This is a genomic window from Rhodovulum bhavnagarense (genome assembly GCF_004343505.1).
GTDB lineage: Bacteria > Pseudomonadota > Alphaproteobacteria > Rhodobacterales > Rhodobacteraceae > Rhodovulum > Rhodovulum bhavnagarense.
Genome location: NZ_SLXU01000002.1, coordinates 274,295 through 298,367, shown reverse-complemented (window position 1 = coordinate 298,367; position 24,073 = coordinate 274,295). Strand labels below are relative to the sequence as shown.

The window sequence follows — 24,073 nt, the reverse complement described above, 5'->3', positions numbered from 1 at the left end:
GCGCTGGTGGACAAGACCGTGCCGGTGATCGTTCTGGCCCCCCATGACCGGCTGTTCGACAAGACGGTGTCGAACATGCAAGAGGTCATGGCCCGCGGCGGCAAGGTGGTGTTGATCACCGATGCCCGCGGCGCAGCCGAGGCCGGGCACGGGGTCTGGCAGACGCTGGTCATGCCCGAGGCCCCCGACATGTTCGCCCCGATCCTCTACGCGTTGCCTGCCCAGCTTTTGGCCTATCACACCGCCGTGGCGAAGGGCACCGATGTCGATCAACCCCGAAACCTTGCAAAATCCGTAACCGTGGAATGACACCCCAGGCCGCGATCGAGGTGCTCCTTGCCCTGGGCGATGTGCAGAAAAACACCAGCAGGGCCAAGCAGCACAAATCCACGCGGGTCACTCTCGGCATCGCCAAATCCGTACTCGACGATCTTGCCCGGACCTGGCGACAGGGCTGTGATCTGGACGAACGCCTCGCGCTGGCCCGGGCACTTTGGGAAAGCGACCTGCACGAATCCCGGATCGTGGCGGCCAAGCTCTTGACACAGGCGCGCATCCGTCCCCGAGACGAGGGCGCGTGGCGGCTGATCGTCGAATGGATGCCCTCGGTCGATGACCGCGCCATCGCCGACGCCTTGGCGGCCGCAGGGCAAAAGCGGCTGGTCGCCGATCCCGCGCGGCTGGACGAGGTCGAGGCATGGACCTGCGCATCGCATGTGTGGACCAGGCGCGCCGCCTTGGCGATGACCTTGCCCTGGGCCAGGATGGTTCACCCCAAGCCTGCCGACCTTGCGATACGCGCGCGCGTTACGGGATGGGCAGCCGGCTATGCGGCCGACCCCGACCGGGCCATTCAACAGGCCATTTCATCGTGGCTGCGCGATCTGTGGCGACGCGACCCCGACGCCGTTTGGAACTTTATCACCGCGCATGGCCCAGAGATGTCGTCCACGACCCGCAAAGAGGTGACGCGGTTGTTCGACTAACCTGCGGTCCCCCCGCGGCGAAAGCGGCTTGCGGCCGGGCCGGGCGCCGCCTACCTTCTGCGACATGATGCAGCACACCCCCCTGGTCGACCCCTTTGCCCGCGCCATAACCTATCTGCGCGTATCGGTGACTGACCGCTGCGATTTCCGGTGCGTCTATTGCATGGCAGAAAACATGACCTTCCTGCCAAAGCGCGACTTGCTGACATTGGAGGAACTGGATCGCCTGTGCAGCGCCTTTATCCGGCTAGGCGTGCGCAAGTTGCGCATCACGGGGGGGGAGCCGCTGGTGCGCCGCGATATCATGACCTTTTTCAACGCGATGGGGCGGCACCTCGACAACGGCACGCTCGAGGAACTGACGTTGACCACGAACGGCTCGCAGCTGGAAAAATTCGCCTCGGGTCTCTACGCGGCGGGCGTGCGCCGGGTGAATGTCAGCCTCGACACTCTCGACAACGACAAATTCGCCCGCGTCACGCGCTGGGGCCGGCTGGACCAGGTCATGCGCGGTCTCGACGCGGCACAGGCGGCGGGGCTTCGGGTCAAGATCAACACCGTCGCTTTGAAAGGGTTCAACGAGGACGAGTTGTTCGCCCTTGTCGCGTGGTGTGCGGCCCGCGGCATGGACCTGACCTTTATCGAAGTCATGCCGATGGGCGATTTGGGCAACGAACAGCGGATCGACCAGTATTGGTCGCTGAAGGATGTGCGCGCCCGGCTGGCCGAACGCTATTGCCTGCTGGATCTCGCCGAGCGCACGGGCGGGCCCGCACGCTATGTCCGGCTGACCGAGACAGGGCAAAAGATCGGTTTTATCACGCCGCTTTCGCACAATTTTTGCGAAAGCTGCAATCGCGTGCGGGTTACCTGCACAGGCGAAATCTATACCTGCCTGGGGCAAGAGGACCGCGCCGATCTGCGCGCGCCCCTGCGCGCCGCGCCCGATGACGACGCGCCCCTGGTGGCGGCGATCCGGGACGCCGTCGCGGACAAGCCCAAGGGCCACGATTTCGACTATTCGCGCCAACGCGCCGATGGGCAGGTCAGCCGCCACATGAGCCACACGGGCGGCTAGGCCGACTTGACCGGCCCCGCCGCCCATTCCAACCGTGTCACCCACCAAACCGGACCTTTTCATGGCCACACCCCTGCCCCCGAGAAATCTGCTTGAAAAGCTTGTCTCTTTTCCCACGGTCAGCAGCGAAAGCAACCTGGCGCTGATCGACTGGGTCGAGGGCTACCTCGCAAGTTTTGCCATCCCGGTGACCCGCGTCTGGAATGCCGCCCGCGACAAGGCCAGCCTTTATGCCCATGCCGGCCCTGAGACACCGGGTGGCGTGCTGTTATCGGGGCATACCGACGTCGTGCCGGTCGCAGGCCAGGACTGGGCCACCGACCCATGGACTGTCGTGGAACGGAATGGCCGTCTTTACGGTCGCGGCACCTGCGACATGAAGGGGTTCAACGCGCTGGCGATCTGGGCATTGGTACGCGCACGGATCGAGGGCGTATCATCCCCGTTGCAACTGGCCCTGTCCCATGACGAAGAGGTCGGCTGCCTGGGCGCACCCGCGATGATCGATCACATGCGCGCGGCGGGTTTTCCGAGGGCACAATCAGTGATCGTGGGCGAACCCTCGGCGATGAAGGTCGTCACCGGCCACAAGGGCACGATCGGCTTCGACGTGCGCGTGACCGGCCACGAGGTGCATTCCTCGCTCATGCACAAAGGCGTCTCGGCGGTGATGGAGGCCGCGGCCCTGATCGACTGGGCCAATGACCGCAACGGGGAAAACCGCGCCCGTGCGCCCCTGGACGATGACGCCCTGTTCGACCCGCCCTGGACGACGCTTCACGTGGGCCAGGTGCGGGGGGGCACCGCCCATAACATCACCGCCGCCACCTGCGCCTTCGGGCTGGACATGCGCTGCCTGCCCGGCGAGGGCACTGAGCGCTGGCGCGAGGCCTGGGAAAACGAACGCGCCCGTGCAGAGGCCCGGATGCAGGCCATCCACCCCGCAACCCGGATCGAAAGCACGCCCACTTTCGATGTACCCGCCCTGCAACCTCGGCCCGACAACCCCGCCGAGGCGCTTGCCCGTCGCCTGACAGGCGACAATGCCCTTCATGTTGTCAGCTACGCCACCGAGGCGGGGCAGTTCCAGCAGGCGGGCTTTTCGACCGTGATCTGCGGCCCCGGCGACATCGCCCAGGCGCATCAGCCCAATGAATACATCTCGCTAGACCAGTTCAGGCAGGGCGAGACATTCATGAACCGCCTGCTCGCCCATCTCGCGTCCTAGCCTCGGTGCCGGGCCAACGTCCAGTCGCCTGTGCCCTGTCAGTTCGAAACCGGCGCGCATGGGCCACGCGCGCACCCCCGCCCCGCTCAATGCCCCATCGAGCGGCGAATCCGTCGGATCATCAGCCAAACCCCGAACACAACGGCAGGCGTGACAAGCGCGGTCAACAGCCCCTTGGACAGCGCCAACCGATCGGCCAGAGGATAGACCATGTAAGACACAAGGCTGACCGCGTAATAGCTGATCGCCACCACCGACAGCCCCTCGACCGTGCGTTGCAGGCGCAACTGCATATCTGCGCGGCGATCCATGCTCTCCAAAACCCTCTGGTTCTGGGCCGAACGTTCGACGTCCACCTGGGTCTGCAACAGCGTCGCCGCCCGCGCCGCGCGATCCACCATCGAATGCAACTGCGTCTCGGTCGCCCGCACAGTGCGCATCGAGGGTTCGTAGCGGCGCATCATGAATTCGCTGAAAGTCTGGCGATACCCAAAGCGCTGCTCGCGCAGAACCTCGATGCGCTGTTGCACCAGCGCCTCGTAGGCGCGCGTGGCCGAGAACCGGAAGGCCGATTGAGCCAGCAGGCTTTCCAGTTCCGCCGACACCGCCAAAAGCCCCTTCAACGTCTCTTCGGGCTGACGATGACCGGTTGTCATCTCGCCCACCAGTTCGCTCAGTTGCGGATCCAGTTCGCCCAGCCGCGCGGACAAATGCCGCGCTCGGGGCAGGCCCAGCATCGACATTGCCTTGTAGGTCTCGATCTCGGTCAGGCGCTGCACGATCCGGCCTACCCGCCTCTCGCCAGTGCCCGGCCGCGCGAAAACCGCAAAGCGCATATGCCCGCCGGAATCGATACGGAAATCGGTGGCCATCACGCCCGCATCGTCCAGGATGGTAGACGCCGTCAAACTGTCGGGAACGAACCACTCGGCCAGGCGCTCTCCGATATCCTCGCGTCCATCGCGCAACTGCTCCACCCGGATCAGCGCCGAGGTCAACCGCATCCCCGGCGCATTTTCCAGCCAATCCTCGGGAAACACCTCGAAGGCCGCCGGGTCAAAGGGACGTGCGGCCACGCCGGGCGTGAAGATCGTGTAGGTCACGAACTCGGCATGGCTTTCCCACTTGATCTGGTGCCGCCCCATGTCCCCGAAGAAATGGGTATCTCCCGGCTTGGGGTGCTGGGCGCCGAACCGGTCCAAAAGGTCCACGACATGCGCCCGGTCCGCATCCCGGTCACGGCTGGCCGCGTCCCTGGGCTGCTTGAGTGCCAGGAATGCCGCGTGGCACGGAGTCTTGAGCGAGGGAAAGGGGCGCGCGTGCAACTCGTTGGTCAGCATGTAACGCAGCGGATGATCTTCGATCGGGCTCATGTGCCGCCTCTTTGTCCGGGTCCAGTCAAGGACTAGCGCATACGCGCCGATTGTAAACGCGACGAGGCGCGCCTGGCAGTCAAGATCCCGCAAGTGACCGGAATCTCGCGCCCCTGCTTCTTCTTGGCTCAAATACCCCTGCCCCGGCCAGCAACGGGCCGGAAACGGCCGGGCAAGGAACATGCGCCACACTCGCGCGACACCATGGCCTGGAAATGCAAACGCCCCGCCGGCCGGGCGGGGCGCCGCAAACACGAAAGGGCCAGCCTCAGCGCATCAGCGACAGCAACCTGTCCAGGCTCTCGCGCGCATCACCATAGAACATCCGCGTATTCTCCTTGAAGAAAAGCGGGTTCTCGATACCCGAATAGCCAGTGCCCTTTCCGCGCTTCATGACAAAGACCTGCTTTGCCTTCCAGACTTCCAGCACGGGCATGCCCGCGATGGGCGAGTTCGGATCATCCTGCGCGGCCGGGTTCACGATGTCGTTGGACCCGATCACGATAGCGACGTCGGTCGATGGGAAATCCTCGTTGATTTCGTCCATCTCAAGCACGATGTCATAGGGCACCTTGGCCTCGGCCAGCAGAACGTTCATATGCCCCGGCAGACGTCCCGCGACCGGGTGGATGGCAAAACGCACACTCTTGCCCTGCTTGCGCAGGTGATCGGTCAGCATCGAGACCGAATTTTGCGCCTGCGCCACCGCCATGCCGTAGCCCGGCACGATGATCACGCTGTCGGCATCCTCCAGCGCGCTGGCAACACCATCGGCATCGATGGCGATCATCTCGCCTTCGACCTCGGCCGCGGGACCGCTGGCGCCGCCGAAGCCGCCCAGGATCACGCTGACAAAGCTGCGGTTCATCGCCTTGCACATGATATAGCTGAGGATCGCACCAGACGACCCCACCAGCGCGCCGACCACGATCAGCAGGTCATTGCCGAGGCTGAAGCCGATCGCCGCGGCGGCCCAGCCCGAGTAGGAGTTGAGCATCGAGACCACGACCGGCATGTCTGCGCCGCCGATCCCCATGATCAGGTGATAGCCGATAAACAGCGCCAGCAGCGTCAGCACCAACAGCGCAACGAACCCGCCGCCATTGAAGAACCAGACCGCCATGACCACCGACAAGATCGCCGCGGCGGCGTTCAGGATATGCCCGCCCGGCAGCTTTTTCGCCACGGAATCCACCCGGCCCGCCAGCTTGCCATAGGCAATGACAGAGCCGGTAAAGGTCACCGCCCCGATCCAGACGCCCAGCACCAGTTCGACGCGCAAGATGTTGATTTCGACAGGCGTCTTGTGGGCGAGGATCGCGGCAAAGCCGGTCAAGGCTTCGCGTGCGGCCTCGTCCATGACCAGCACCCGGTTCAACTCGAACTCGGCATTGAACCCGACGAATACCGCCGCCAGACCGACCAGCGAGTGCATGATCGCCACAAGCTCTGGCATCTGGGTCATCTGCACCCGTGTCGCGAGCTGGTAACCGATAAACGCGCCGCCCGCGATCATGATCAGCGAAAGCATCCACAGGCCCTGTCCGGGGCCGATAAGGGTCGCAACCACCGCCAACGCCATGCCGACAATGCCGTACCAGATCGCGCGCTTGGCACTTTCCTGGCCCGAAAGCCCGCCTAGCGCGAGGATGAAGAGCACGGCCGAAACCACATAGGCCGCTGTCGTGAATCCGAAATCCATTATCTCCACCCCTAGTTCACGATTTCTGGAACATGGCGAGCATGCGCCGTGTCACGAGGAAGCCGCCGAAGATGTTGATCCCGGCCATGAACACCGCCAGCGCGGCGAGGATGATCACCAGGAACGACCCCGATCCGATCTGCATCAAGGCGCCCAGAATGATGATCGAAGAGATCGCGTTGGTGATCGCCATCAGCGGCGTGTGCAGCGAGTGGCTGACGTTCCAGATCACCTGGAACCCGACGAAAACCGCCAGCACGAAAACGATGAAGTGCTGCATGAAGCTGGCCGGCGCCACCAGGCCAACACCCAGCAACAGCGCGGCGCCGATCGTCAGAAGGCTGACCTGGGTGATCGTCTGCTTGCGAAAGGCGGCCTTTTCCTGCGCCTTTTTTTCCTCGGGCGTCAGTTCCTTGGGTTTTTCCGCCTGCGGCTTTGCCGCGATGGCCTTCACCTTGGGGGGCGGCGGCGGAAAGGTGATCTCGCCCTGGAACGTCACCGTCGCACCGCGGATCACGTCATCTTCCATGTTGTGCACGACCTTGCCGTCCTTTTCGGGCGTCAGGTCGGTCATCATGTGGCGGATGTTCGTGGAATAGAGCGTGGATGACTGCGTCGCCATCCGGCTGGGGAAATCGGTATAGCCGACGACGGTCACGCCGTTGTCGGTGACGATCTTCTCGTTCGGCACGGTCAGATCGCAGTTACCGCCCTTCTCGGCGGCAAGGTCGATTACGACCGAGCCGGGCTTCATCGCCGCGACCATGTCCTCCAGCCACAGCTTGGGCGCCGGGCGGCCGGGAATCAGCGCGGTGGTGATGACGATGTCCATTTCCGGGGCCAGCTCGCGGAATTTCTCCAGCTGCTTTTCCCGGAACTCGGGCGACGAGGGCGCAGCGTAACCGCCGGTCTCGGCCCCGTCCTGGGTCTCTTCCTCGAAGTCGAGATAGACGAACTCGGCGCCCATCGATTCGATCTGCTCGGCCACTTCGGGGCGCACGTCGAAGGCATAGGTGATCGCGCCCAGGCTGGTCGCCGTGCCGATCGCGGCCAGGCCCGCCACACCGGCGCCGACCACCAGCACCTTGGCCGGCGGCACCTTGCCGGCGGCCGTCACCTGGCCGGTGAAGAAGCGGCCGAAATTGTTGCCCGCCTCGATCACCGCGCGGTAACCCGCGATGTTGGCCATCGAGGACAGCGCGTCCATCTTTTGCGCGCGGCTGATCCGCGGGACCATGTCCATCGCGATGACGTTGGCGCCCTTGGCCTTGCAGGTTTCCAGCATCGCCTCGTTCTGGGCTGGCCAGAAAAAGCTGATCAGCGTCTGGCCCCTGTGCAGGCGCTCGGCCTCTTCCTGGGACGGCTCGCGCACCTTGATGACGATATCGCTGGCCTGCCAGAGCGCGGCGGCCGAATGCACAACCTCGACGCCGGCCTTCTTGTAGGCCTCGTCGGTAAAGCCCGCGCGGTCGCCCGCACCGGTTTCGATCAGGCAGTCATAGCCCAGCTTTTGCAGCTGAAGGGCGCTGTCGGGGGTCATGGCCACGCGGGCCTCGCCCTCGAAAATCTCCTTCGGTGCCCCGATTTTCACGTCTTTGATCCCCTCTTTAAAGGCGTTGGGCCGCAGATCGGCCGGGTCAGGTCGCCGTCTCATACCACCGCGAAACAAAGTTTCACAAGCCGATCCCGCCGCATTTCTGTTGTGGCCTATCCGCGCGTCAGATCCAGCGCCGCACCCGCGCGGCATAAGCCTCGAACTCAACGCCGAAATGCTCGCGCAGGACGGCTTCTTCGCGGCGGATGAAACGCCGTTCGATGATCTTCATGTAAAGCGGAACCAATGGCAGGCACAAAAGCGCGTCCCAGTACAGGATCAGGCCCAGCAGGATCGCGGTATCGGCCAGGTAGATCGGGTTACGCGAAAAGCGGTAAATTCCACCCGTCACCAGCGTATTTGGCTTTGTGCGCGGGATCAGCGAGGTCCGCTCAAGCACGAAATGCAGCGCCGCCCAGCCCGACACGGCCAGCCCCGCCAGAACCAGCGCGCCACCGGCGATATCGCCGAAAAGGCCGAGGATGTGCAGCGGCAGCACCTTTGCCTGCGCCCAGGCGATCGCGGCAAGCCCCATCATCCAGCCCGGCGGCAGTTCCAGCCGATGGATCAGCCAGCCCAGAACCCGTGTCATCGCGCCATCCAGCCGTTGATGCCGGTTTGCAGAACCACGATATTTTCCCGCCCCATGAGCCGCGCGGCAAACGCCGCCTGGGCCGACAGGCTGCCGGTATTGCAAAAAAGCACGACCAGCCCCTCATCGGGCAATTCATCCAGGCGGGCGGGAATTTCGCGCCATTCCACATTCAGCGCACCGGGGATCGTGCCTGCCCGGTACTGGTCGGCCGAGCGGGCATCGACAAAGGTCACGCGCGAAATCAACTCAGGGGTGATCTGGTCGGGCAGGATGATACCGGCCTCGTAGGGCGCGAAATCCATGTAGTCTCGGATCGCCTCGGCGACGGGATCGTCCTGGGCAACGGCCTGCGCCGTCGACCAGAGAGCAAGGATGGAGGCCAGCGCAAGGGCACGAGCGGCAATCGGGCGGTTCATGGCTATCCTCATTGCAGGCGTGGCGCCGATTTAGGCGCGCAAGGCCCCACCGATCAAGCCCGGAATGGCGCGGCCCCCTTGCGCGGCACGGCCCGCGCGGGCAAGGCTGGCACCAAGGAGTGCCGATGTCGAATTTTGCCCCCACCTGCCCCCCGACCTGCTTGCACGAGGAGCCCCTTTTTCCGTTCGTCAAAGCGCAGAACCGACGAGCGACGACGACCATCGATCGCGGCGCACGCGCGCTCGGCGGGAAATGGCACGAAATGGCGACCCGCAATCACCGCGTCCCCGGCACCACGCCCCCGGAAATTCACCGCTTTGTATCGCGGTGCACAAACGGTAACGCGCAGCGGCAATCATTTGCTATGTCATGGGAAAATGGTCATGGGACGACTTCCTCTGTCCTATCCGTGTCGGCGTGACCCGATCGGCGTGGCCCTGCGCCCGGCCCGTCCCGGCGATGGCCCTGCCACCCACGCGGTGTTCCATGCCGCGGTCCACAGGGGCGCGGCACATCTTTACACCGCTGCCGAGCGCGCGGCATGGGCGCCCTCGCCCCTGCCTCCCGCCGATTGGGAAGCGCTGCTATTGGCAGAGATCACGCTGATCGCGGAACATCGCGGGCATGTGGCGGGCTTCATGACCCTGGGCCGGGACGGACATCTAGACCTTGCCTATGTTGCTCCCGACAAGGCAGGCCAGGGCATCGGCCGTGTCCTGCACGGAGCGATCGTGCAGGCCGCGCGCGGCCGCGGGCTGAACCTTCTCGATACCAATGCAAGCCTCGTGGCGAGGCCCTTCCTTGCCCGGATGGGATGGCGGCAAACAGCCCGCCAAAGCACCATCCGAAACGGCGTAGCGCTGACGAATTTCCGCATGGAGCTGATGCTCGGGGCGGGGCAAACGTCAAAATAAACCGCAATTTGTCCACAATCCGGCCCCGCCCATTCCCCAGTTCACGACGATAAGACCTCGAAGTAGCGAGTAATCCGCCCCTTCCATGCTCTGAACCGTCGAGCCCGGGAAGGGGCGGCGTAAAGCGGCATGACCCCGAAAAGGGGCTGCGAGGGCAGGCATGGCAACGTATCAGGTCTCATTCTATTCCCTTTCGCCAGGCGCGTTGCCGGACCGTATCGGCGATGTCTTTGTCTGGAACGGGCCAAGCGATTTCGACGCCACCGCAACCATCACCGATAACGAGCCCGGTATCGAGGGCATCAGCCTGGACGACGACCATGCCGGCGCCGAAACTGCGACCGCGACCGTCAACGTCAATGGTGCGACCTCGACAAACTCCGCGGTCGACGCAGAAGAAGTCTGGACCGTGCGCGACACCCAGACCGGCGACATCTTTCAACTCGCCGCGTTCGATGTCGAACAGGGCGCCGCGGCGGGACTTTACATCCTGGCCGAGCGGCAACTCGTACAGGGCCGCACCTACGAGGTTCTCGAAAACGACACCAACCCCGATGCCGCGGCGGGGGATATCGCGTTCAGTTACGTCGATTACGCCGAGAACATGGCCGAACCGTCCCGCGTGGTCGATGGCACGGTGGGCAATGACGCGATCGGCACAGCCTATGTCGACGATCCCGAGGGCGATATCGTCGATGATGGCGGCGGCACGGGCGCGGGGGGACTTGGCGATGTGATCGACGGCCGCGATGGCGATGACCGTATCTGGGCGGGATCGGGCGCGGATACCGTTTTTGGCGGTGCGGGGCAGGACACGCTGTCGGGCGGCGCGGGCAATGATACGCTGTGGGGCGATGGCCCGGTGGCAACCCCGACCACGCAAACCATGTCATGGTCCGATATTGGCGGGGCCGGCGCGGATATCAGCAACGGCCTTTCCGTGGACATGGGCGACATGCGCGTCAATGTCTCGGTCACGCAGGGCGCAACCTTCGAATTCGCCGAAATCGCGACCGATAACCAGTATGTCGCGGCGGGCGAGAGTTTCGACCCGGATTCAAGCGTGCTCCTGGCCAGCTATGGCAGTTCGGGCGACGTAGCCACGATGGCGCTGGATTTCGCAGCGGAAACCGGCTCGGGCCTGAACGACGAAGTGCAGAACGTCGCCTTCCGCATCAACGACCTGGACTGGCAGCCAAACGATCACCTCGACCGGGTGACGGTCACTGCCTATGACGCGCAGGGCAACGAGGTTGCGGTCAGCCTGAGTACGACCGGTAGCGACACGATTTCGGGCAACACCGCAACCGCCGCCCAGACCCAGGACGCAACCGATGCCGCCGAGGGATCGATCCTGGTCCAGGTCGCTGGTCCGGTCGCCCGGATCGTGATCGACTATGACAATATCGGCACCGGGGCCAGCGGCGTCTGGATCGGCGACGTGCAATACGACACCGTGCCGATAGCCGGAGATGACGACACCCTCGAAGGCGGTGCGGGCGATGACGTGCTTTATGGCGGGGATGGTGCGGACCGCTTTTCCTTTGGTGACGGGTTCGGCACCGACATTGCCGAAGGCGGCGCTGGCAGCGACATCCTGGATTTTTCGACGCTGACAACCGCCATCTCGGGCAGCCTTGGCGCCGGCGGCACGGGCAGCCTTGGCGACAGCACCAACAGCGTCGGTTTCTCCGAGATCGAAGAGGTCGTTCTGACCGGGCAGGATGACGGCGTTGACGCCTCGGCGACCACCGGCGGGATCGCGCTGACAGGGCTTGGCGGCCACGACACGTTGAGCGGAGGCAGCGGCAACGATCTGCTGGTTGGCGACGGCACGGCCCCGGCGCCGATTTCGGGCGCATGGAACTATTCGGCCTATAACTACGATTTCGCAGCGACCGGCGATCAAGCCTTCGACATCGAGGCGGGAACACTCGCGGGTAGCGGCACAACCGACGATTTCGACGTCCAGGCCCTTATAAACGCCCTGCGCGGAACCGGCGGCGATCCGAACGATTTCGGCGTGGTCTATACCTCGACGCTGACACCCGATGAAACCGGCACCCATGGCTTCAGCCTGACCTCTGACGACGGTTCGACCCTGAGGATACTCGATTCAACCGGAACGCCGGTCGCAGTGCTGAACTCTGACGGCACAACTCTCGACTACCTTGACAACGATTACCACCAGGCCGCGACCACCCGCACGGGCCAGATCGACCTGGTGGCCGGTGAAACCTACACGATCGAAGTCCGCTACTGGGAAAATGCCGGCGGCAATACGCTGGACGGCACGATCACCTCGCCCTCGGGCACGGTTTCACCGCTGGCGAGCTCGCCCCTTGTCAGCGGCCCCGCCATGGCCGAGGGCGCGGGCGACGACGTCCTGATCGGCGGGGCAGGTGCCGATACGCTTATCGGCGGGGCGGGGAATGATAGCCTGACCGTCGCAGAGGGCGACAGCGCCTCGGGCGGTGATGGCGACGATTATTTCACCGTCACCGATTACGGCGAGCCTGGGTCGGGCTCGATGACGCTTGATGGCGGCGAAACCGGCGAGACGCTTGGCGATACACTTGATTTCAACGGCCAGCTCTTGCTTGGCTCCATCAGCTATAGCGAAACCGACGACGCCGCGGGCGGCCTGTCGGGGACGGCCACGCTGCTGGATGGTACGATCGTCAATTTCAGCGGGTTCGAGACGATCATCTGTTTTGCCAAGGGCACCCATATCATGACCCCGCGCGGCGAGCGGCCCATCGAAGAGTTGCGCCCCGACGACATGGTGCTCACCGCCGATAACGGCCCACAGCCACTGCGCTGGATCGACTCGCGCAGCGTGCCCGCCAAGGGCAGGCTGACCCCGATCCGTATCCGTGCGGGGCTGTTCGGCAACCGGCGCGATCTCGTGGTCTCGCCCCAGCACCGGATGCTTTACGAAGGCTACCGCGCGCAATTGCTGTTTGGCGACAACCAGGTTCTGGTACCCGCCGCGCACCTGGTCGACCACCACCAGGTTTTGGAAGAGCCGGGCGGCGAGGTGACCTATTTCCACATGATGTTTGACCGGCACGAGATCGTCTTTGCCGAGGGCGCCCGCAGCGAAAGCTTTCATCCAGGTCATGTCGGCCTAGATGCCGTGCGCGGCCCCGCCCGCGAAGAACTGTTCCGTATCTTTCCCCAGTTGCGCGCCCTGCCCCAAAGCTATGGGCCGACCTCGCGGATGTGCCTGAAACGCTTCGAGTCCAAGATCCTCGAAGTCGCCTGAGGCCCATGTCGTGCCTTGCCGGTGGCGGTATCAGGCGCTCTTGCGCAGGGCCGACCGTTCCCCCCCGGCCCAGGCCGCCACCGCCCGGCCGAACGCCTCGAATAACGGGCGCGACACCGGATCGCAGGCGGCTCGGTATTCAGGATGCCACTGAACGGCCAGCGCAAATCCTGGCGCATCTGCGACATGGATCGCCTCGGGCGTGCCATCGGGGGCGTGGCCCTCGATCACGATACGGGGGCCCGCGGTCTTGATCCCCTGCCCATGCAGAGTGTTGGTCATCACCTCGGTCGCGCCCAGCAGGCGGTGAAACACCCCGCCTTCGGCCAAGGTCACCTTGTGGCGCAGGGCAAATTTTTCCTCCAGCGTGCCATCGGGCGGCATCCGGTGGTTCATCCGGCCCGGCAGATCGCGGATCTCGGGATGCAGCGTGCCGCCCAGGGCCACGTTGACCTCCTGGAAACCGCGGCAGATGCCGAAAAAGGGCTGGCCGCGTTCGACCAGCGCGCGGATCAGCGGCAGGGCGATGGCGTCGCGCGCCCGATCGAAGGCGCCATGCGCCTCGGTCGCGGCTTCGCCGTATTCCTCGGGATGGACATTGGGCCGTCCGCCGGTGAACAGAAAGCCATCGAAACTGTCCAGCAGTTCCGGCACCGAGACGAAGCGCGGATCGGCCGGGATCAGCAGCGGCATGGCGCCGGCCACCTCGGCCACGGCCTCGGAATTCATCGTGCCGCCCGCATGGGCCGGGTATTCGTCGTTGATCAGGTAGCTGTTGCCGATGATGCCGACCCGGGGGCGCGCCATGGAATCCTCATTGCTTGGGTTCACCTGACGATATAGGTCGATTTCCCCCCGAGGAACAGCCGCGCCCCGCCCGGCGGCACCGGTCTGAACAGAAACGCACGTTTTCCCAGTCCCGCGCCCATTTCTTACGCCATGTGAAAGGCCGGCCGCAGGCGGCACAGGTCTTTGTCGGCAGATCGCCCTTGCGGCGCATCTTCGCCATGGGTCAAAGATCCAGCTGCAATTGCCTTGCGTCGCCCCGGCGCGGGCGCGGGCGCGGCGCACGGTCGTTGACGAAGCGGCCCGCACGGTCCTTGCGCGAGGCATGGCGCGCCACCACCTGCGCGGCCTCCGCGCCAAAGCCCGCCTGCCCCCGCACCGCCCAGACCGCCTGCCGCGCCGCCCGCGCGGCGGCCGTGACATCGACGACGGGCGCAGGATAGCGGCGGCCCAGAAGGCGCGGCGCGCCCTCCCAGCGCCAGGGTTCCTGCAGGAAGGCATCCGGCACCTCGGCCAGTTCGGGCAGCCAGCGCCGCGTGAAGGCGCCGGTGGGGTCCTGGTCATGGCCTTGTTTCACCGGGTTGTAGATCCGGATCGTGTTCATCCCCGTGGTGCCCGACTGCATCTGCACCTGCGGCCAGTGGATGCCCGGTTCGTAATCGGTGAACATCCGCGCCAGATGCGGCCCTGTCGCGCGCCAATCCAGCCACAGGTGATAGGAGGCGACCGCCATCAGCATCGACCGCATGCGGAAATTCAGCCAGCCGGTATGGATCAACGACCGCATGCAGGCATCGACGAAGGGCAGACCGGTTTCGCCCTTCTGCCAGGCGGCCAGCCGGTCCGCGTCGGGTGCGCGCGGGCGCAGCCCCTCATAGGCGGAATGCAGGCAGCGGTGTTCAAGGCTGGGCTCATCCTCCAGCTTCTGCATGAAATGGTCGCGCCAGGCCAGGCGCGAGGTAAAGCTTTTCAGGCTGCCGGCCCAGCCGTCGCGCGCCCCCCCGACCTCGGCCCGGCGCGCGGCGGTGGCCTGCTCCACCTCGCGCAGGGACACCGTGCCCAGGGCGATATGGGGCGAGAGGCGGGAACAGGCCGACGCACCGGCCAGCGGCGAGGACATCGCGCGGCGATAGTCCTGCCCCCGCGCGGTCAGGAAACTGTCGAGACAGTCCAGCGCCGCCGCCCGCCCGCCCCGCTGCCGCCCCGGGCAGGGATCGAAGGCCAGCCCCAGATCGCGCGCCTCGGGGATCGCGCCGGGCGCGATGCCCTCCAGCCCGCGCAGGGCTGGCGGCACGGGGACCGGGTCAGCCCGCATGAACCGGTCACGCCGCCCCGCCCAGCCATCCCGCCCCTTCAGCCGCCGCACCACGCCCGATTGCGGCAGTTCCTGCCAGACGATGCCGCGCCCCCGCGCCCAGGCCGCCACCGCCAGGTCCCGGTCATAGGTCCAGCCATTGCCGGTTTCCTCATGGCTGATCAGGTGGGTGACGGGCCAGCGGTCGGCGAGCCGGTCCAGCACCGCCACGGCCGTGCCGATCTCGACCTGCAGGGGCGCGCCCAGCGCGGCCAGATCCGCCGACAGCGCCTGCAGGCTCTCGGCGGTAAAGCGCCATTGCCGCGCCGAGGTATCGGGCAGCGCCCAATAGTCCGGCTCCACGATGTAAAGCGGCAGCACCGTGCCCGCGCCCTCGGCCGCACGGGCCAGGGCCGGGTGATCGACCACCCGCAGATCGCGCTTGAACCAGAGAATCGTCACATCCATGGCGAGAACATAAATCGAACATCGGACTCCGCCAAGGCGCGTGCTTGCACCTCGCGCCGGACAAGGTAGGTCTAGGGGCGCAGAAAAGGAGTGCCCGATGAAAGACGCCGCACCGCAGCCCGTCCGGTTGAGCGACTACACGCCCCCTGCCTTCCTCGTGGACAAGGTGGAGCTGACATTCCACCTGCACCCCACGGCAACCCGCGTGCTGTCGAAAATCGCCTTCCGCCCCAACCCGGCGGCCGTGGAGAGGCGCTTTTTCCTGCATGGCGAAGGGCTTGACCTGGTTTCCGCGCAGATCGACGGCACCCCCGTGACGCCCGACATCACGCCCGAGGGCCTGACCTGCACCGTGCCCGACGCCCCCTTCACCTGGCAGGCAGAGGTCCGGATCTCGCCCGAAACCAACACCGCGCTGGAAGGACTCTACATGTCGAACGGCATGTACTGCACCCAGTGCGAGGCCGAGGGCTTTCGCAAGATCACCTATTACCCCGACCGCCCCGACGTGATGGCCCCGTTCACCGTCCGCATCGAGGGCGACCTGCCGGTGCTGCTGTCCAACGGCAACCCGGCGGCGCAAGGTGCGGGCTGGGCGGAATGGCACGATCCCTGGCCCAAGCCCGCCTATCTGTTCGCCCTGGTCGCGGGCGAGCTGGTCGCAACCTCGGGGCGGTTCACCACCTGCGAGGGGCGCGCGGTGGATCTGAACATCTGGGTCCGCCCCGCCGATCAGGGCAAGGCGGATTACGCGCTGGACGCGCTGATCCGCTCGATGAAATGGGACGAACGGGTTTACGGGCGCGCCTATGACCTGGACGTGTTCAACATCGTGGCCGTGGACGATTTCAACATGGGCGCGATGGAAAACAAGGGGCTGAACATCTTCAACGCGCGCTACGTTCTGGCCAGCCCGGAAACCGCGACCGACCGCGATTACGAGAATATCGAACGGATCATCGCGCATGAATATTTCCACAACTGGACCGGCAACCGCATCACCTGCCGCGACTGGTTCCAGCTGTGCCTGAAAGAGGGGCTGACGGTGTTCCGCGACCAGCAATTCGCGGGCGACGCGCGGTCCCACGCGGTCAAGCGCATCGAGGACGTGATCGCGCTGCGCGCGCGCCAGTTCCGCGAGGATGGCGGCCCGCTGGCGCACCCGGTGCGGCCCGAAAGCTATACCGAGATCAACAACTTCTACACCGCGACCGTCTACGAGAAGGGCGCCGAGGTGATCGGCATGCTGCGCCGCCTGGTGGGGCCCGAGGGCTATGACAAGGCGCTCGCCCTCTATTTCGACCGGCACGATGGCGAGGCCGCCACGATCGAGGACTGGCTCAAGGTGTTCGAGGACGCCACGGGCCGCGACCTGACCCAGTTCAAGCGCTGGTATTCGCAGGCCGGAACGCCCCGGCTGCACGTGACGGACGACTTCAAGGACGGCACCTATACCCTTCATGTCGAACAGGAAACGCCGCCCACGCCCGGCCAGCCCGAGAAGCACCCGCAGGTGATCCCGCTGGCGGTGGGGCTGTTGTCGCCGAACGGCGACGAGGTGGTGCCGACCACCGTGCTGGAACTGACCGAAGAGGCGCAGAACTTCGCCTTCGAGGGGCTGGGGGCAAGGCCGGTCCCGTCGCTCCTGCGCGGCTTCTCCGCCCCGGTGATCCTGGACCGCGAGACCTCGGCCGAGGAACGCGCCTTCCTGCTCGCGCACGACACCGACCCGTTCAACAAGTGGGAGGCGGGGCGCGCGCTGGCCCGCGACGTGCTGGTGGCGATGCTCGCCGAGAACGCGGCCCCGGCGCCGGCCTACCTGGACGCGCTGGCCGCGATGGCCCGGGACGAGGCGCTGGACCCGGCCTTCCGCGCGCTGGCGCTGCGCCTGCCGGGCGAGGACCAGTTGGCCGAGGACCTCCATTCCCGCGGGCAAACGCCCGACCCGCTGGCGATCCATGCCGCGCGGGAACGCCTGAAAACGGCGGTGGCGGCGCATCTGGGCGCGCTCTGGCCCCAACTCTACGACCAGATGACCTGCCCCGGAGCCTATTCCCCGGGCGCGGCCGATGCCGGGCGCCGCGCGCTGCGGCTGACCGCGCTGGCGTATCTGGCGCGGCTGGATCGGGGCGCCCGCGCCCGCACCCATTTCGCCGCGGCCGACAACATGACCGACGAGATCGGCGCGCTCTCCGCCCTGCTGGAGATCGGCGCAGGCAGGGACGAATTGGACCGTTTCGCCCGCCGCTGGCGCGACGACCGGCTGGTGATGGACAAGTGGTTCGCGCTGCAGGTCAGCCTGGCCCACCCCGAGACGGCCGTGGACACCGCCCGCCGCCTGACCGAACATCCCGATTTCAACTGGAAGAACCCCAACCGGTTCCGCGCGGTGATCGGCGGGCTGACGATGAACGCGGCGGGGTTCCACGATGGATCGGGCGCGGGCTACCGCCTGGTGGCCGACTGGCTGATCCGGCTGGACGCTGTCAACCCGCAGACCGCAGCGCGGATGTCGACAGCTTTCGAGACATGGCCGCGACTGGATCGCGCCCGACAAGCCTTGATCCGGGCCGAACTGAACCGCATCGCCGCGCGCGAAGGACTCAGCCGCGACATGGCCGAAATGGTCGGGCGCTTGCTCTCCGTCGGCGGATCGTTGCCATGACGACGAAGGGCTTTGACGCTGAAGCCCCGAATCGGCTTTGCTGTCACACGAACGTCATTGTGATATGGTGACAGGGCGTATGCAGGACAGGATTGATCCCCTCATCGAAGAGCGTGCGCCCTGGCTCTTCCGGAACCAGCCGGGCACGGCGGTCGTGCGCAAACTCCTCACCGATCTTTTGGGCTATCCGCGCACGCTGGCACTTGGCAACGTGCTACAACATCATCCCGCCCCCGTCATCATGGACGAGATGGCCCGCCTCTTGGCCAGGGACGTGCAAGCCACGGGCCTGGACCACATACCCCGCATGGGTCCCGCCCTGATCGTGGCCAACCATCCCACCGGCATCGCCGACGGCATCATGCTCTGGAGCCTGCTGCGAGACCGGCGGCCCGATCTCTTCTTCTATGCCAATAGCGACATCCTGCGGGTTCTGCCCCAGATGGGCGAAATAATCGCGCCCGTCGAATGGCGCGAAGACAAACGCAGCCATGCCAAGACGCGCGAAACCATGGCTTATACCCGTCAGGCCATCGATGCTGGCCGACTGGGCGTGATATTCCCCTCCGGGCGATTGGCCAAGCGGCGTGGCCTGTCGCTGCATGAACGCCCCTGGATGGCCTCGGCGTCGATGATCGCGCGCAAGTTTGACCTGCCGGTAATCCCGGTGAACCTGCGTGCGCGGAACTCCGTCTTGTTTTATCTCTTTGACCTGCTCCACCCGACGCTGCGCGACATCACCTTGTTTCACGAGACACTCAACAAGGACCGCCAGCCCTACCGCATGACCATCGGCAAACCGATCGCCGCCTCGGCTCTGCCCGCGAAGTCCGAAGACGGAATCGCCATGCTGCGCGCTGCAACGCTGTCCCTGGGCGGGCCGCACGCACCGCGTGTCAGCCTGTTGCAGAATTCCCGTCGCCCGGGCTGGGCACGGTCCGCCGCGTTGGGCTGAATCACGGGCGACGCGCCGTTGGCGCAGACAGGGCCATGGGTATTTTTGCCAAGAAGAACGGCAAGGGCGCGTCCATTGTCTTCTTCTTGGTCAAAATACCCGAATCCCTGCCAAGACACCCCGCGCGCCGGTCGGTGGTTTTTTTTGCGTGGCATGGGCCCGGCCGGCCCGACCCGATCGGACGCAAACCATGCGCGCATGGGGTGCTGCCTCTTGCCCCGCCTTCGCGGCTGGCCTAGAACGCAGCCAACCCCCGCAAAGGAGCCGCGACCGATGCTCGACCTCGCATACGAGTGCCCCAAACCCAAGGTGATCTCCGGCGCCAAGGCCGACTGGGAACTGGTGATCGGGCTGGAGGTGCATGCCCAGGTCGCCAGCAACGCCAAGCTGTTCTCGGGCGCCTCGACCGCCTTCGGCGCCGAGCCTAATTCGAATGTCGCGTTCGTCGACGCCGCCATGCCCGGGATGTTGCCGGTGGTTAACGAGTTCTGCGTGGCGCAGGCGGTGCGCACCGGGCTGGGGCTGAAGGCCGCGATCAACCTGGTCTCCGCCTTCGACCGCAAGAACTATTTCTACCCCGACCTGCCGCAGGGCTATCAGATCAGCCAGCTTTACCACCCCATCGTCGGCGAGGGCGAGGTGATCGTCGACATGGCACCCGGCGTGGCGCGCCGCGTGCGGATCGAGCGCATTCACCTGGAACAGGACGCGGGCAAGTCGATCCATGACATGGACCCGCACATGTCCTTCGTCGATCTCAACCGTACCGGCGTCGCGCTGATGGAAATCGTCAGCCGCCCCGATATCCGCGGCCCCGAAGAGGCCGCCGCCTATGTCGGCAAGCTGCGCCAGATCATGCGGTACTTGGGCACCTGCGATGGCAACATGCAGAACGGCAACCTGCGCGCCGATGTGAACGTGTCGATCTGCGAACCCGGCGCCTATGAGAAATACCGCGAGACCGGCGACCATTCGGTGCTGGGAACCCGCTGTGAAATCAAGAACATGAACTCGATGCGCTTCATCCAGGCCGCGATCGAGTACGAGGCGCGGCGCCAGATCGCCATCGTCGAGGATGGCGGCAAGGTGGTGCAGGAGACGCGGTTGTACGACCCCGACAAGGGCGAGACGCGGTCGATGCGGTCGAAGGAAGAGGCGCATGACTACCTCTATTTCCCCTGCCCCGACCTATTGCCCCTGGAGATCGAGCAAGGGTGGGTGGACGAGATCGCCGCATCGCTGCCCGAATTGCCCGACGAAAAAAAGGCGCGCTTCGTCAAGGATTTCGGCCTGACCGACTATGACGCGGGCGTGCTGACGGCGGATGTGGACTCGGCCGCCTATTTTGAAGCCGTGGCAGAGGGCCGCGACGGCAAGATGGCCGCAAACTGGGTCATCAACGAGTTGTTCGGCCGCCTCAAGAAGGAAGAACATGATATCACTGCAAGCCCGGTCAGCCCCGCGCAGCTGGGCGCCATCATCGACCTGATCGCGGCGGGAGAGATTTCCGGCAAGATCGCCAAGGACCTGTTCGAAATCGTCTACACCGAGGGCGGCGACCCGGCCGAGATCGTCGAAGCGCGTGGCATGAAGCAGGTCACCGATACCGGCGCGATCGAGGCCGCGGTGGACGAGATCATCGCCGCCAACCCCGCGCAGGTGGAAAAGGCCAAGCAGAACCCGAAACTCGCAGGATGGTTCGTCGGCCAGGTGATGAAGGCAACGGGCGGCAAGGCAAACCCCCAGGCGGTAAACGAGATCGTGGCCAGGAAGCTGGGGTGACAGGCGTGGCGCATCACGAGTACCGCGTGCTGCCGGCCCCTACCCGTGGACTGCGCGCGCGTGGGGTGAAGGGGGCCGAGGACCGGTTTGCCCACGCGCTGTCATCGCTTATGAACGACATGGCGCGCGAGGGCTGGGAATACCTGCGCGCGGAAACCCTGCCCTGCGAGGAACGCCAAGGGTTGACCGGCAAAACCACCGTGTTCCGCAACCTGCTGGTTTTCCGACGACTGCGCAATGATCCTGATGATGATGCCACCCTCCTGACAGAAGCCACGACCGCCAGGCGCGGGCCGCGCGATCCCGAGGACATGGCCGAGATCGCCGCACAATCGTTGCACCCCGAACTGGGCACCGATGCGCCAGGGCTCGCCGGCGAGGGGCGCTAGGCCTCGATGTTCAGGGCAAGGGCATGGATCCGGCTCATCAGGTCCTTGCCCAGCGCGGTATGCACGGCGCGGTGACGGGCGAGACGCGACAGGCCCGACAGGGCGGGTGCTGCGATGGTTACACGAAAATGCGTCTCTCCCCCCTCGTGCCAGCCGGCATGGCCGCGGTGACGCTCGCTTTCATCGAGCACGCGGAGCACCGTGGGCGCGAAAGCGGTTTGCAGGCGGCTATGGATTTCGTCTTTCAATGGCATTTTCCCGGACTTCCCCCTTCATTCCCGAACACAAACCACTAAACTCTCTTGTCCGAGTCGCAAAGGTGGCAGGCCATGACGAAAAACGATCCCTTCGGATTCGACATTTCCGTTTCGGCGGACAAGAAACGGCGCACGCGCGGACGGCGGGGCATGTCGGGGGCGTTCGAGACCTCGACCCGCGTCTGCGAACATCCCGGCTGCAAGGAGGCCGGGCAGTACCGCGCCCCGAAATCGCCCGACCACCTGGATGAGTATCTTTGGTTCTGCAAGGACCATGTACGCGAATATAACCTCAAATGGAACTTTTTCAGCGGTGCAACCGATGAAGAGCTCGAGGCCCAGTTCGACAAGGACCGCGTCTGGGGCCGCGAAACCAAGCCATTCGGCAACAAGGACGAACAACGCGCCTGGTCACGGCTTGGCGTGGACGACCCTCACCAAGTGCTCGGCCAGAACGCCACTCGCAATCCCGGCCGCGCGGCGGGCACGCGCCGCCTGCCGCCGACAGAGCGCAAGGCGCTGGAGATTCTCGAGGCGCAGGACAACTGGACCAAGGCCGAGATCCGCAAGCAATACAAATCGCTGGTCAAGGATCTGCACCCGGATATGAACGGCGGGAACCGCGCCGACGAGGACCGGCTACAAGAGGTCGTCTGGGCCTGGGAACAGGTCAAGGATAGCCGCAGCTTCAGGTGACAAGGGACGCGGCCAGCCGGACGAATGGCTGCGTTGCCTGCCTTGGCGTCGAGTCTGCATGATGCCTTGTCAGCAATAACCGTGGCGGTAAGGCGGCCATGTGCACAAACGCAGACAGGCCAGCGCGATGGCGTGAAAGGGAATGCCCCGCCCGCCGACAATATGGCGGACGGAGCACCGCATTCGCGTCCCCGTCACCGGGCGCGCATGCGGATGTCGCCGAACCGGACTCGTTACACCTGACACAGGCTACCCCGGCGACATGTCCCTCATATCCTCATCCCCAGCCGCGAACCGACGCATTTTCGCGTCGGCCACATGCACGGCTGAACCGGTCATAGGCTGACGAGCCCGGCCTGTCACCGCACCAAATGGTTGCTGGGGAAAGATCGCAGGAAAGTGTTGAAAAACGGTTTCACCCTGCCCGGCATCACGCATCACCAACCGGGCATCCTTGCCCGCCTGCCTCTTGCGCGCCCGCGCGATATGTTCCACTACCAAGTCAGATCGCACCGTCCCACCCCAGGACGGCCCGCACCGACCGCCACGGCAGGAAAGAAACGGACGCAGCATGACAAGCGTAGCCAAACCCACCGAAGATATCTCGGTGCGCGAGGTCTTTGGAATCGATACCGACATGGTCGTGAAGGGTTTCGAGGAGCGCACGGACCGGGTGCCCGACCTTGACCCCACCTACAAGTTCGACCCCGACACGACGCTGGCGATCCTGGCGGGTTTTGCCCACAACCGCCGCGTGATGATCCAAGGCTATCACGGCACCGGAAAATCCACCCATATCGAGCAGGTGGCCGCCCGGCTGAACTGGCAATGCGTGCGGGTGAACCTCGACAGCCATATCAGCCGGATCGACCTGATCGGCAAGGATGCCATCAAGCTGCGCGACGGCAAGCAGGTGACCGAGTTCCAGGAAGGAATCCTGCCCTGGGCATTGCGCAACCCGGCTGCAATCGTGTTCGACGAATACGATGCGGGCCGCGCCGACGTGATGTTCGTGATCCAGCGGGTTCTCGAAGTGGATGGCAAGCTGACGCTGCTGGACCAGAACGAGGTGATCACCCCGCACCCGTCCTTCCGGCTGTTCGCCACCGCCAACACGGTGGGCCTGGGCGACACGACGGGCCTCTATCACGGCACGCAGCAGATCAACCAGGGCCAGATGGACCGCTGGTCGCTGGTGGCCACGCTGAACTATCTCAGTCATGACGCGGAAAGCGCAATCGTGTTGGGCAAATGCCCGCATTACAATACCGAGAAGGGGCGCAAGACCATCGGCCACATGGTGACGGTGGCCGACCTGACGCGGACGGCCTTCATGAATGGCGACCTGTCCACGGTGATGAGTCCGCGCACGGTGATCGCCTGGGCGCAGAATGCAGAGATTTTCCGCGACGTGGGCTATGCCTTCCGCGTGACGTTTCTGAACAAGTGCGATGAACTGGAGCGCCAGACAGTCGCTGAATTCTACCAGCGTCTTTTCGACGAGGACCTGCCCGAAAGCGCGGCCCGTGTAAGCCTGGGCTGACAGGGAACCGATTTTTCTACGAAAAATCGGGCCTCCGGCGGGGGTATTTGGACCAAGAAGAAGGACAGGGCGCGAGGGGCGCC

General features: G+C 65.1%; 21 protein-coding genes. 12 read left to right on the top strand and 9 right to left on the bottom strand.

The window, feature by feature from the left end:
* From EV663_RS04990 to argE, 4 genes are all read left to right on the top strand, one after another.
* Positions 1-309: SIS domain-containing protein (locus EV663_RS04990; RefSeq protein WP_132950682.1), on the top strand; the 309-nt coding region annotated here is incomplete at its 5' end.
* A complete protein-coding gene (locus EV663_RS04985; RefSeq protein WP_132950681.1) occupies positions 306-986 on the top strand; it encodes a DNA alkylation repair protein in 681 nt (226 codons plus the stop codon). The genes EV663_RS04990 and EV663_RS04985, both read left to right, overlap by 4 nt.
* A gap of 67 nt (positions 987-1,053) precedes the next feature.
* Positions 1,054-2,064, top strand: a complete 1,011-nt coding sequence (gene moaA, locus EV663_RS04980) for a GTP 3',8-cyclase MoaA (RefSeq protein ID WP_132950680.1) — start codon at positions 1,054-1,056, stop codon at positions 2,062-2,064.
* Between the two features lie 61 nt (positions 2,065-2,125).
* Positions 2,126-3,292, top strand: a complete 1,167-nt coding sequence (gene argE / locus EV663_RS04975) for an acetylornithine deacetylase (protein WP_132950679.1) — start codon at positions 2,126-2,128, stop codon at positions 3,290-3,292.
* Positions 3,293-3,378: 86 nt separating this feature from the next.
* Here the strand turns inward: argE and EV663_RS04970 are convergent, their stop codons facing one another.
* The 5 genes from EV663_RS04970 to EV663_RS04950 form a co-directional block, all read right to left on the bottom strand.
* Positions 3,379-4,665, bottom strand: a complete 1,287-nt coding sequence (locus tag EV663_RS04970; RefSeq protein WP_132950678.1) for a DUF3422 family protein — start codon at positions 4,663-4,665, stop codon at positions 3,379-3,381.
* 268 nt (positions 4,666-4,933) lie between these two features.
* On the bottom strand, positions 4,934-6,367 hold the full coding sequence (locus EV663_RS04965) for an NAD(P)(+) transhydrogenase (Re/Si-specific) subunit beta (RefSeq protein ID WP_132950677.1): 1,434 nt from the start codon (positions 6,365-6,367) through the stop codon (positions 4,934-4,936).
* A gap of 16 nt (positions 6,368-6,383) precedes the next feature.
* Positions 6,384-7,958 (bottom strand): Re/Si-specific NAD(P)(+) transhydrogenase subunit alpha, encoded by a 1,575-nt coding sequence (locus tag EV663_RS04960; protein ID WP_132950676.1) that lies wholly within the window; start codon positions 7,956-7,958, stop codon positions 6,384-6,386.
* 127 nt (positions 7,959-8,085) lie between these two features.
* Positions 8,086-8,553, bottom strand: a complete 468-nt coding sequence (locus EV663_RS04955; protein ID WP_132950675.1) for a methyltransferase family protein — start codon at positions 8,551-8,553, stop codon at positions 8,086-8,088.
* Positions 8,550-8,972, bottom strand: a complete 423-nt coding sequence (locus EV663_RS04950; protein ID WP_132950674.1) for a rhodanese-like domain-containing protein — start codon at positions 8,970-8,972, stop codon at positions 8,550-8,552. Before EV663_RS04950 ends, EV663_RS04955 begins: the two co-directional genes overlap by 4 nt.
* Positions 8,973-9,356: 384 nt before the next feature.
* Between EV663_RS04950 and EV663_RS04945 the strand changes: the two genes are divergently transcribed.
* The gene (locus EV663_RS04945; RefSeq protein ID WP_165910130.1) at positions 9,357-9,887 is read left to right on the top strand and encodes a GNAT family N-acetyltransferase; all 531 of its coding nucleotides are present in this window, start codon (positions 9,357-9,359) and stop codon (positions 9,885-9,887) included.
* Positions 9,888-10,047: 160 nt separating this feature from the next.
* Entirely contained in the window at positions 10,048-13,155 is a 3,108-nt protein-coding gene (locus EV663_RS04940; protein WP_132950672.1) for a Hint domain-containing protein, read from the top strand.
* Between the two features lie 30 nt (positions 13,156-13,185).
* On the opposite strand, the gene EV663_RS04935 is transcribed toward EV663_RS04940, so the two are convergent.
* From EV663_RS04935 to EV663_RS04925, 3 genes are read right to left on the bottom strand one after another with little or no spacing between them, the layout of a single operon-like run.
* Positions 13,186-13,962 carry a gamma-glutamyl-gamma-aminobutyrate hydrolase family protein gene (locus tag EV663_RS04935; protein ID WP_132950671.1) on the bottom strand — a complete coding sequence of 259 codons (777 nt, stop codon included), beginning with the start codon at positions 13,960-13,962 and terminating at the stop codon, positions 13,186-13,188.
* Positions 13,963-13,969: 7 nt separating this feature from the next.
* Complete coding sequence (locus tag EV663_RS04930) at positions 13,970-14,164, bottom strand: DUF2256 domain-containing protein (RefSeq protein ID WP_132950670.1); 195 nt, start codon at positions 14,162-14,164, stop codon at positions 13,970-13,972.
* A gap of 3 nt (positions 14,165-14,167) precedes the next feature.
* Complete coding sequence (locus EV663_RS04925) at positions 14,168-15,703, bottom strand: FAD-binding domain-containing protein (protein WP_132950669.1); 1,536 nt, start codon at positions 15,701-15,703, stop codon at positions 14,168-14,170.
* A 97-nt stretch (positions 15,704-15,800) separates the two neighbouring features.
* Here EV663_RS04925 and pepN point away from each other — a divergent pair, with 97 nt between their 5' ends.
* The 4 genes from pepN (at position 15,801) to EV663_RS15725 (ending at position 21,494) form a co-directional block, all read left to right on the top strand.
* Positions 15,801-18,368, top strand: coding sequence for an aminopeptidase N (gene pepN / locus EV663_RS04920; RefSeq protein ID WP_132950668.1), 2,568 nt, complete (start codon positions 15,801-15,803; stop codon positions 18,366-18,368).
* 79 nt (positions 18,369-18,447) lie between these two features.
* On the top strand, positions 18,448-19,323 hold the full coding sequence (locus EV663_RS04915) for a 1-acyl-sn-glycerol-3-phosphate acyltransferase (RefSeq protein WP_132950667.1): 876 nt from the start codon (positions 18,448-18,450) through the stop codon (positions 19,321-19,323).
* A gap of 273 nt (positions 19,324-19,596) precedes the next feature.
* Entirely contained in the window at positions 19,597-21,105 is a 1,509-nt protein-coding gene (gene gatB, locus EV663_RS04910; protein ID WP_132950666.1) for an Asp-tRNA(Asn)/Glu-tRNA(Gln) amidotransferase subunit GatB, read from the top strand.
* A complete protein-coding gene (locus EV663_RS15725) occupies positions 21,102-21,494 on the top strand; it encodes a DUF4177 domain-containing protein (RefSeq protein WP_207904397.1) in 393 nt (130 codons plus the stop codon). Before gatB ends, EV663_RS15725 begins: the two co-directional genes overlap by 4 nt.
* Here EV663_RS15725 and EV663_RS04900 read toward each other — a convergent pair.
* Positions 21,491-21,748: a BolA family protein gene (locus EV663_RS04900; protein ID WP_132950665.1), complete on the bottom strand. Its 258-nt coding sequence runs from the start codon at positions 21,746-21,748 to the stop codon at positions 21,491-21,493. The genes EV663_RS15725 and EV663_RS04900 overlap by 4 nt on opposite strands.
* Before the next feature lie 75 nt (positions 21,749-21,823).
* Between EV663_RS04900 and EV663_RS04895 the strand changes: the two genes are divergently transcribed.
* Both EV663_RS04895 and cobS read left to right on the top strand, forming a co-directional pair.
* Entirely contained in the window at positions 21,824-22,447 is a 624-nt protein-coding gene (locus EV663_RS04895; protein ID WP_132950664.1) for a DnaJ domain-containing protein, read from the top strand.
* 571 nt (positions 22,448-23,018) lie between these two features.
* Positions 23,019-23,990: a cobaltochelatase subunit CobS gene (cobS, locus tag EV663_RS04890; RefSeq protein ID WP_132950663.1), complete on the top strand. Its 972-nt coding sequence runs from the start codon at positions 23,019-23,021 to the stop codon at positions 23,988-23,990.
* Positions 23,991-24,073 lie beyond the last annotated feature (83 nt).

Bases quoted from the DNA above. Each gene is read 5' to 3' on its own strand.
- EV663_RS04985 (WP_132950681.1), top strand. From the start codon at position 306: ATGACACCCCAGGCCGCGATCGAGGTGCTCCTTGCCCTGGGCGATGTG.
- moaA (WP_132950680.1), top strand. From the start codon at position 1,054: ATGCAGCACACCCCCCTGGTCGACCCCTTTGCCCGCGCCATAACCTAT.
- argE (WP_132950679.1), top strand. From the start codon at position 2,126: ATGGCCACACCCCTGCCCCCGAGAAATCTGCTTGAAAAGCTTGTCTCT.
- EV663_RS04970 (WP_132950678.1), bottom strand. From the start codon at position 4,665: ATGAGCCCGATCGAAGATCATCCGCTGCGTTACATGCTGACCAACGAG.
- EV663_RS04965 (WP_132950677.1), bottom strand. From the start codon at position 6,367: ATGGATTTCGGATTCACGACAGCGGCCTATGTGGTTTCGGCCGTGCTC.
- EV663_RS04955 (WP_132950675.1), bottom strand. From the start codon at position 8,553: ATGACACGGGTTCTGGGCTGGCTGATCCATCGGCTGGAACTGCCGCCG.
- EV663_RS04950 (WP_132950674.1), bottom strand. From the start codon at position 8,972: ATGAACCGCCCGATTGCCGCTCGTGCCCTTGCGCTGGCCTCCATCCTT.
- EV663_RS04945 (WP_165910130.1), top strand. From the start codon at position 9,357: ATGGGACGACTTCCTCTGTCCTATCCGTGTCGGCGTGACCCGATCGGC.
- EV663_RS04940 (WP_132950672.1), top strand. From the start codon at position 10,048: ATGGCAACGTATCAGGTCTCATTCTATTCCCTTTCGCCAGGCGCGTTG.
- EV663_RS04935 (WP_132950671.1), bottom strand. From the start codon at position 13,962: ATGGCGCGCCCCCGGGTCGGCATCATCGGCAACAGCTACCTGATCAAC.
- EV663_RS04930 (WP_132950670.1), bottom strand. From the start codon at position 14,164: ATGGCGAAGATGCGCCGCAAGGGCGATCTGCCGACAAAGACCTGTGCC.
- EV663_RS04925 (WP_132950669.1), bottom strand. From the start codon at position 15,703: ATGGATGTGACGATTCTCTGGTTCAAGCGCGATCTGCGGGTGGTCGAT.
- pepN (WP_132950668.1), top strand. From the start codon at position 15,801: ATGAAAGACGCCGCACCGCAGCCCGTCCGGTTGAGCGACTACACGCCC.
- EV663_RS04915 (WP_132950667.1), top strand. From the start codon at position 18,448: ATGCAGGACAGGATTGATCCCCTCATCGAAGAGCGTGCGCCCTGGCTC.
- gatB (WP_132950666.1), top strand. From the start codon at position 19,597: ATGCTCGACCTCGCATACGAGTGCCCCAAACCCAAGGTGATCTCCGGC.
- EV663_RS04900 (WP_132950665.1), bottom strand. From the start codon at position 21,748: ATGCCATTGAAAGACGAAATCCATAGCCGCCTGCAAACCGCTTTCGCG.
- EV663_RS04895 (WP_132950664.1), top strand. From the start codon at position 21,824: ATGACGAAAAACGATCCCTTCGGATTCGACATTTCCGTTTCGGCGGAC.
- cobS (WP_132950663.1), top strand. From the start codon at position 23,019: ATGACAAGCGTAGCCAAACCCACCGAAGATATCTCGGTGCGCGAGGTC.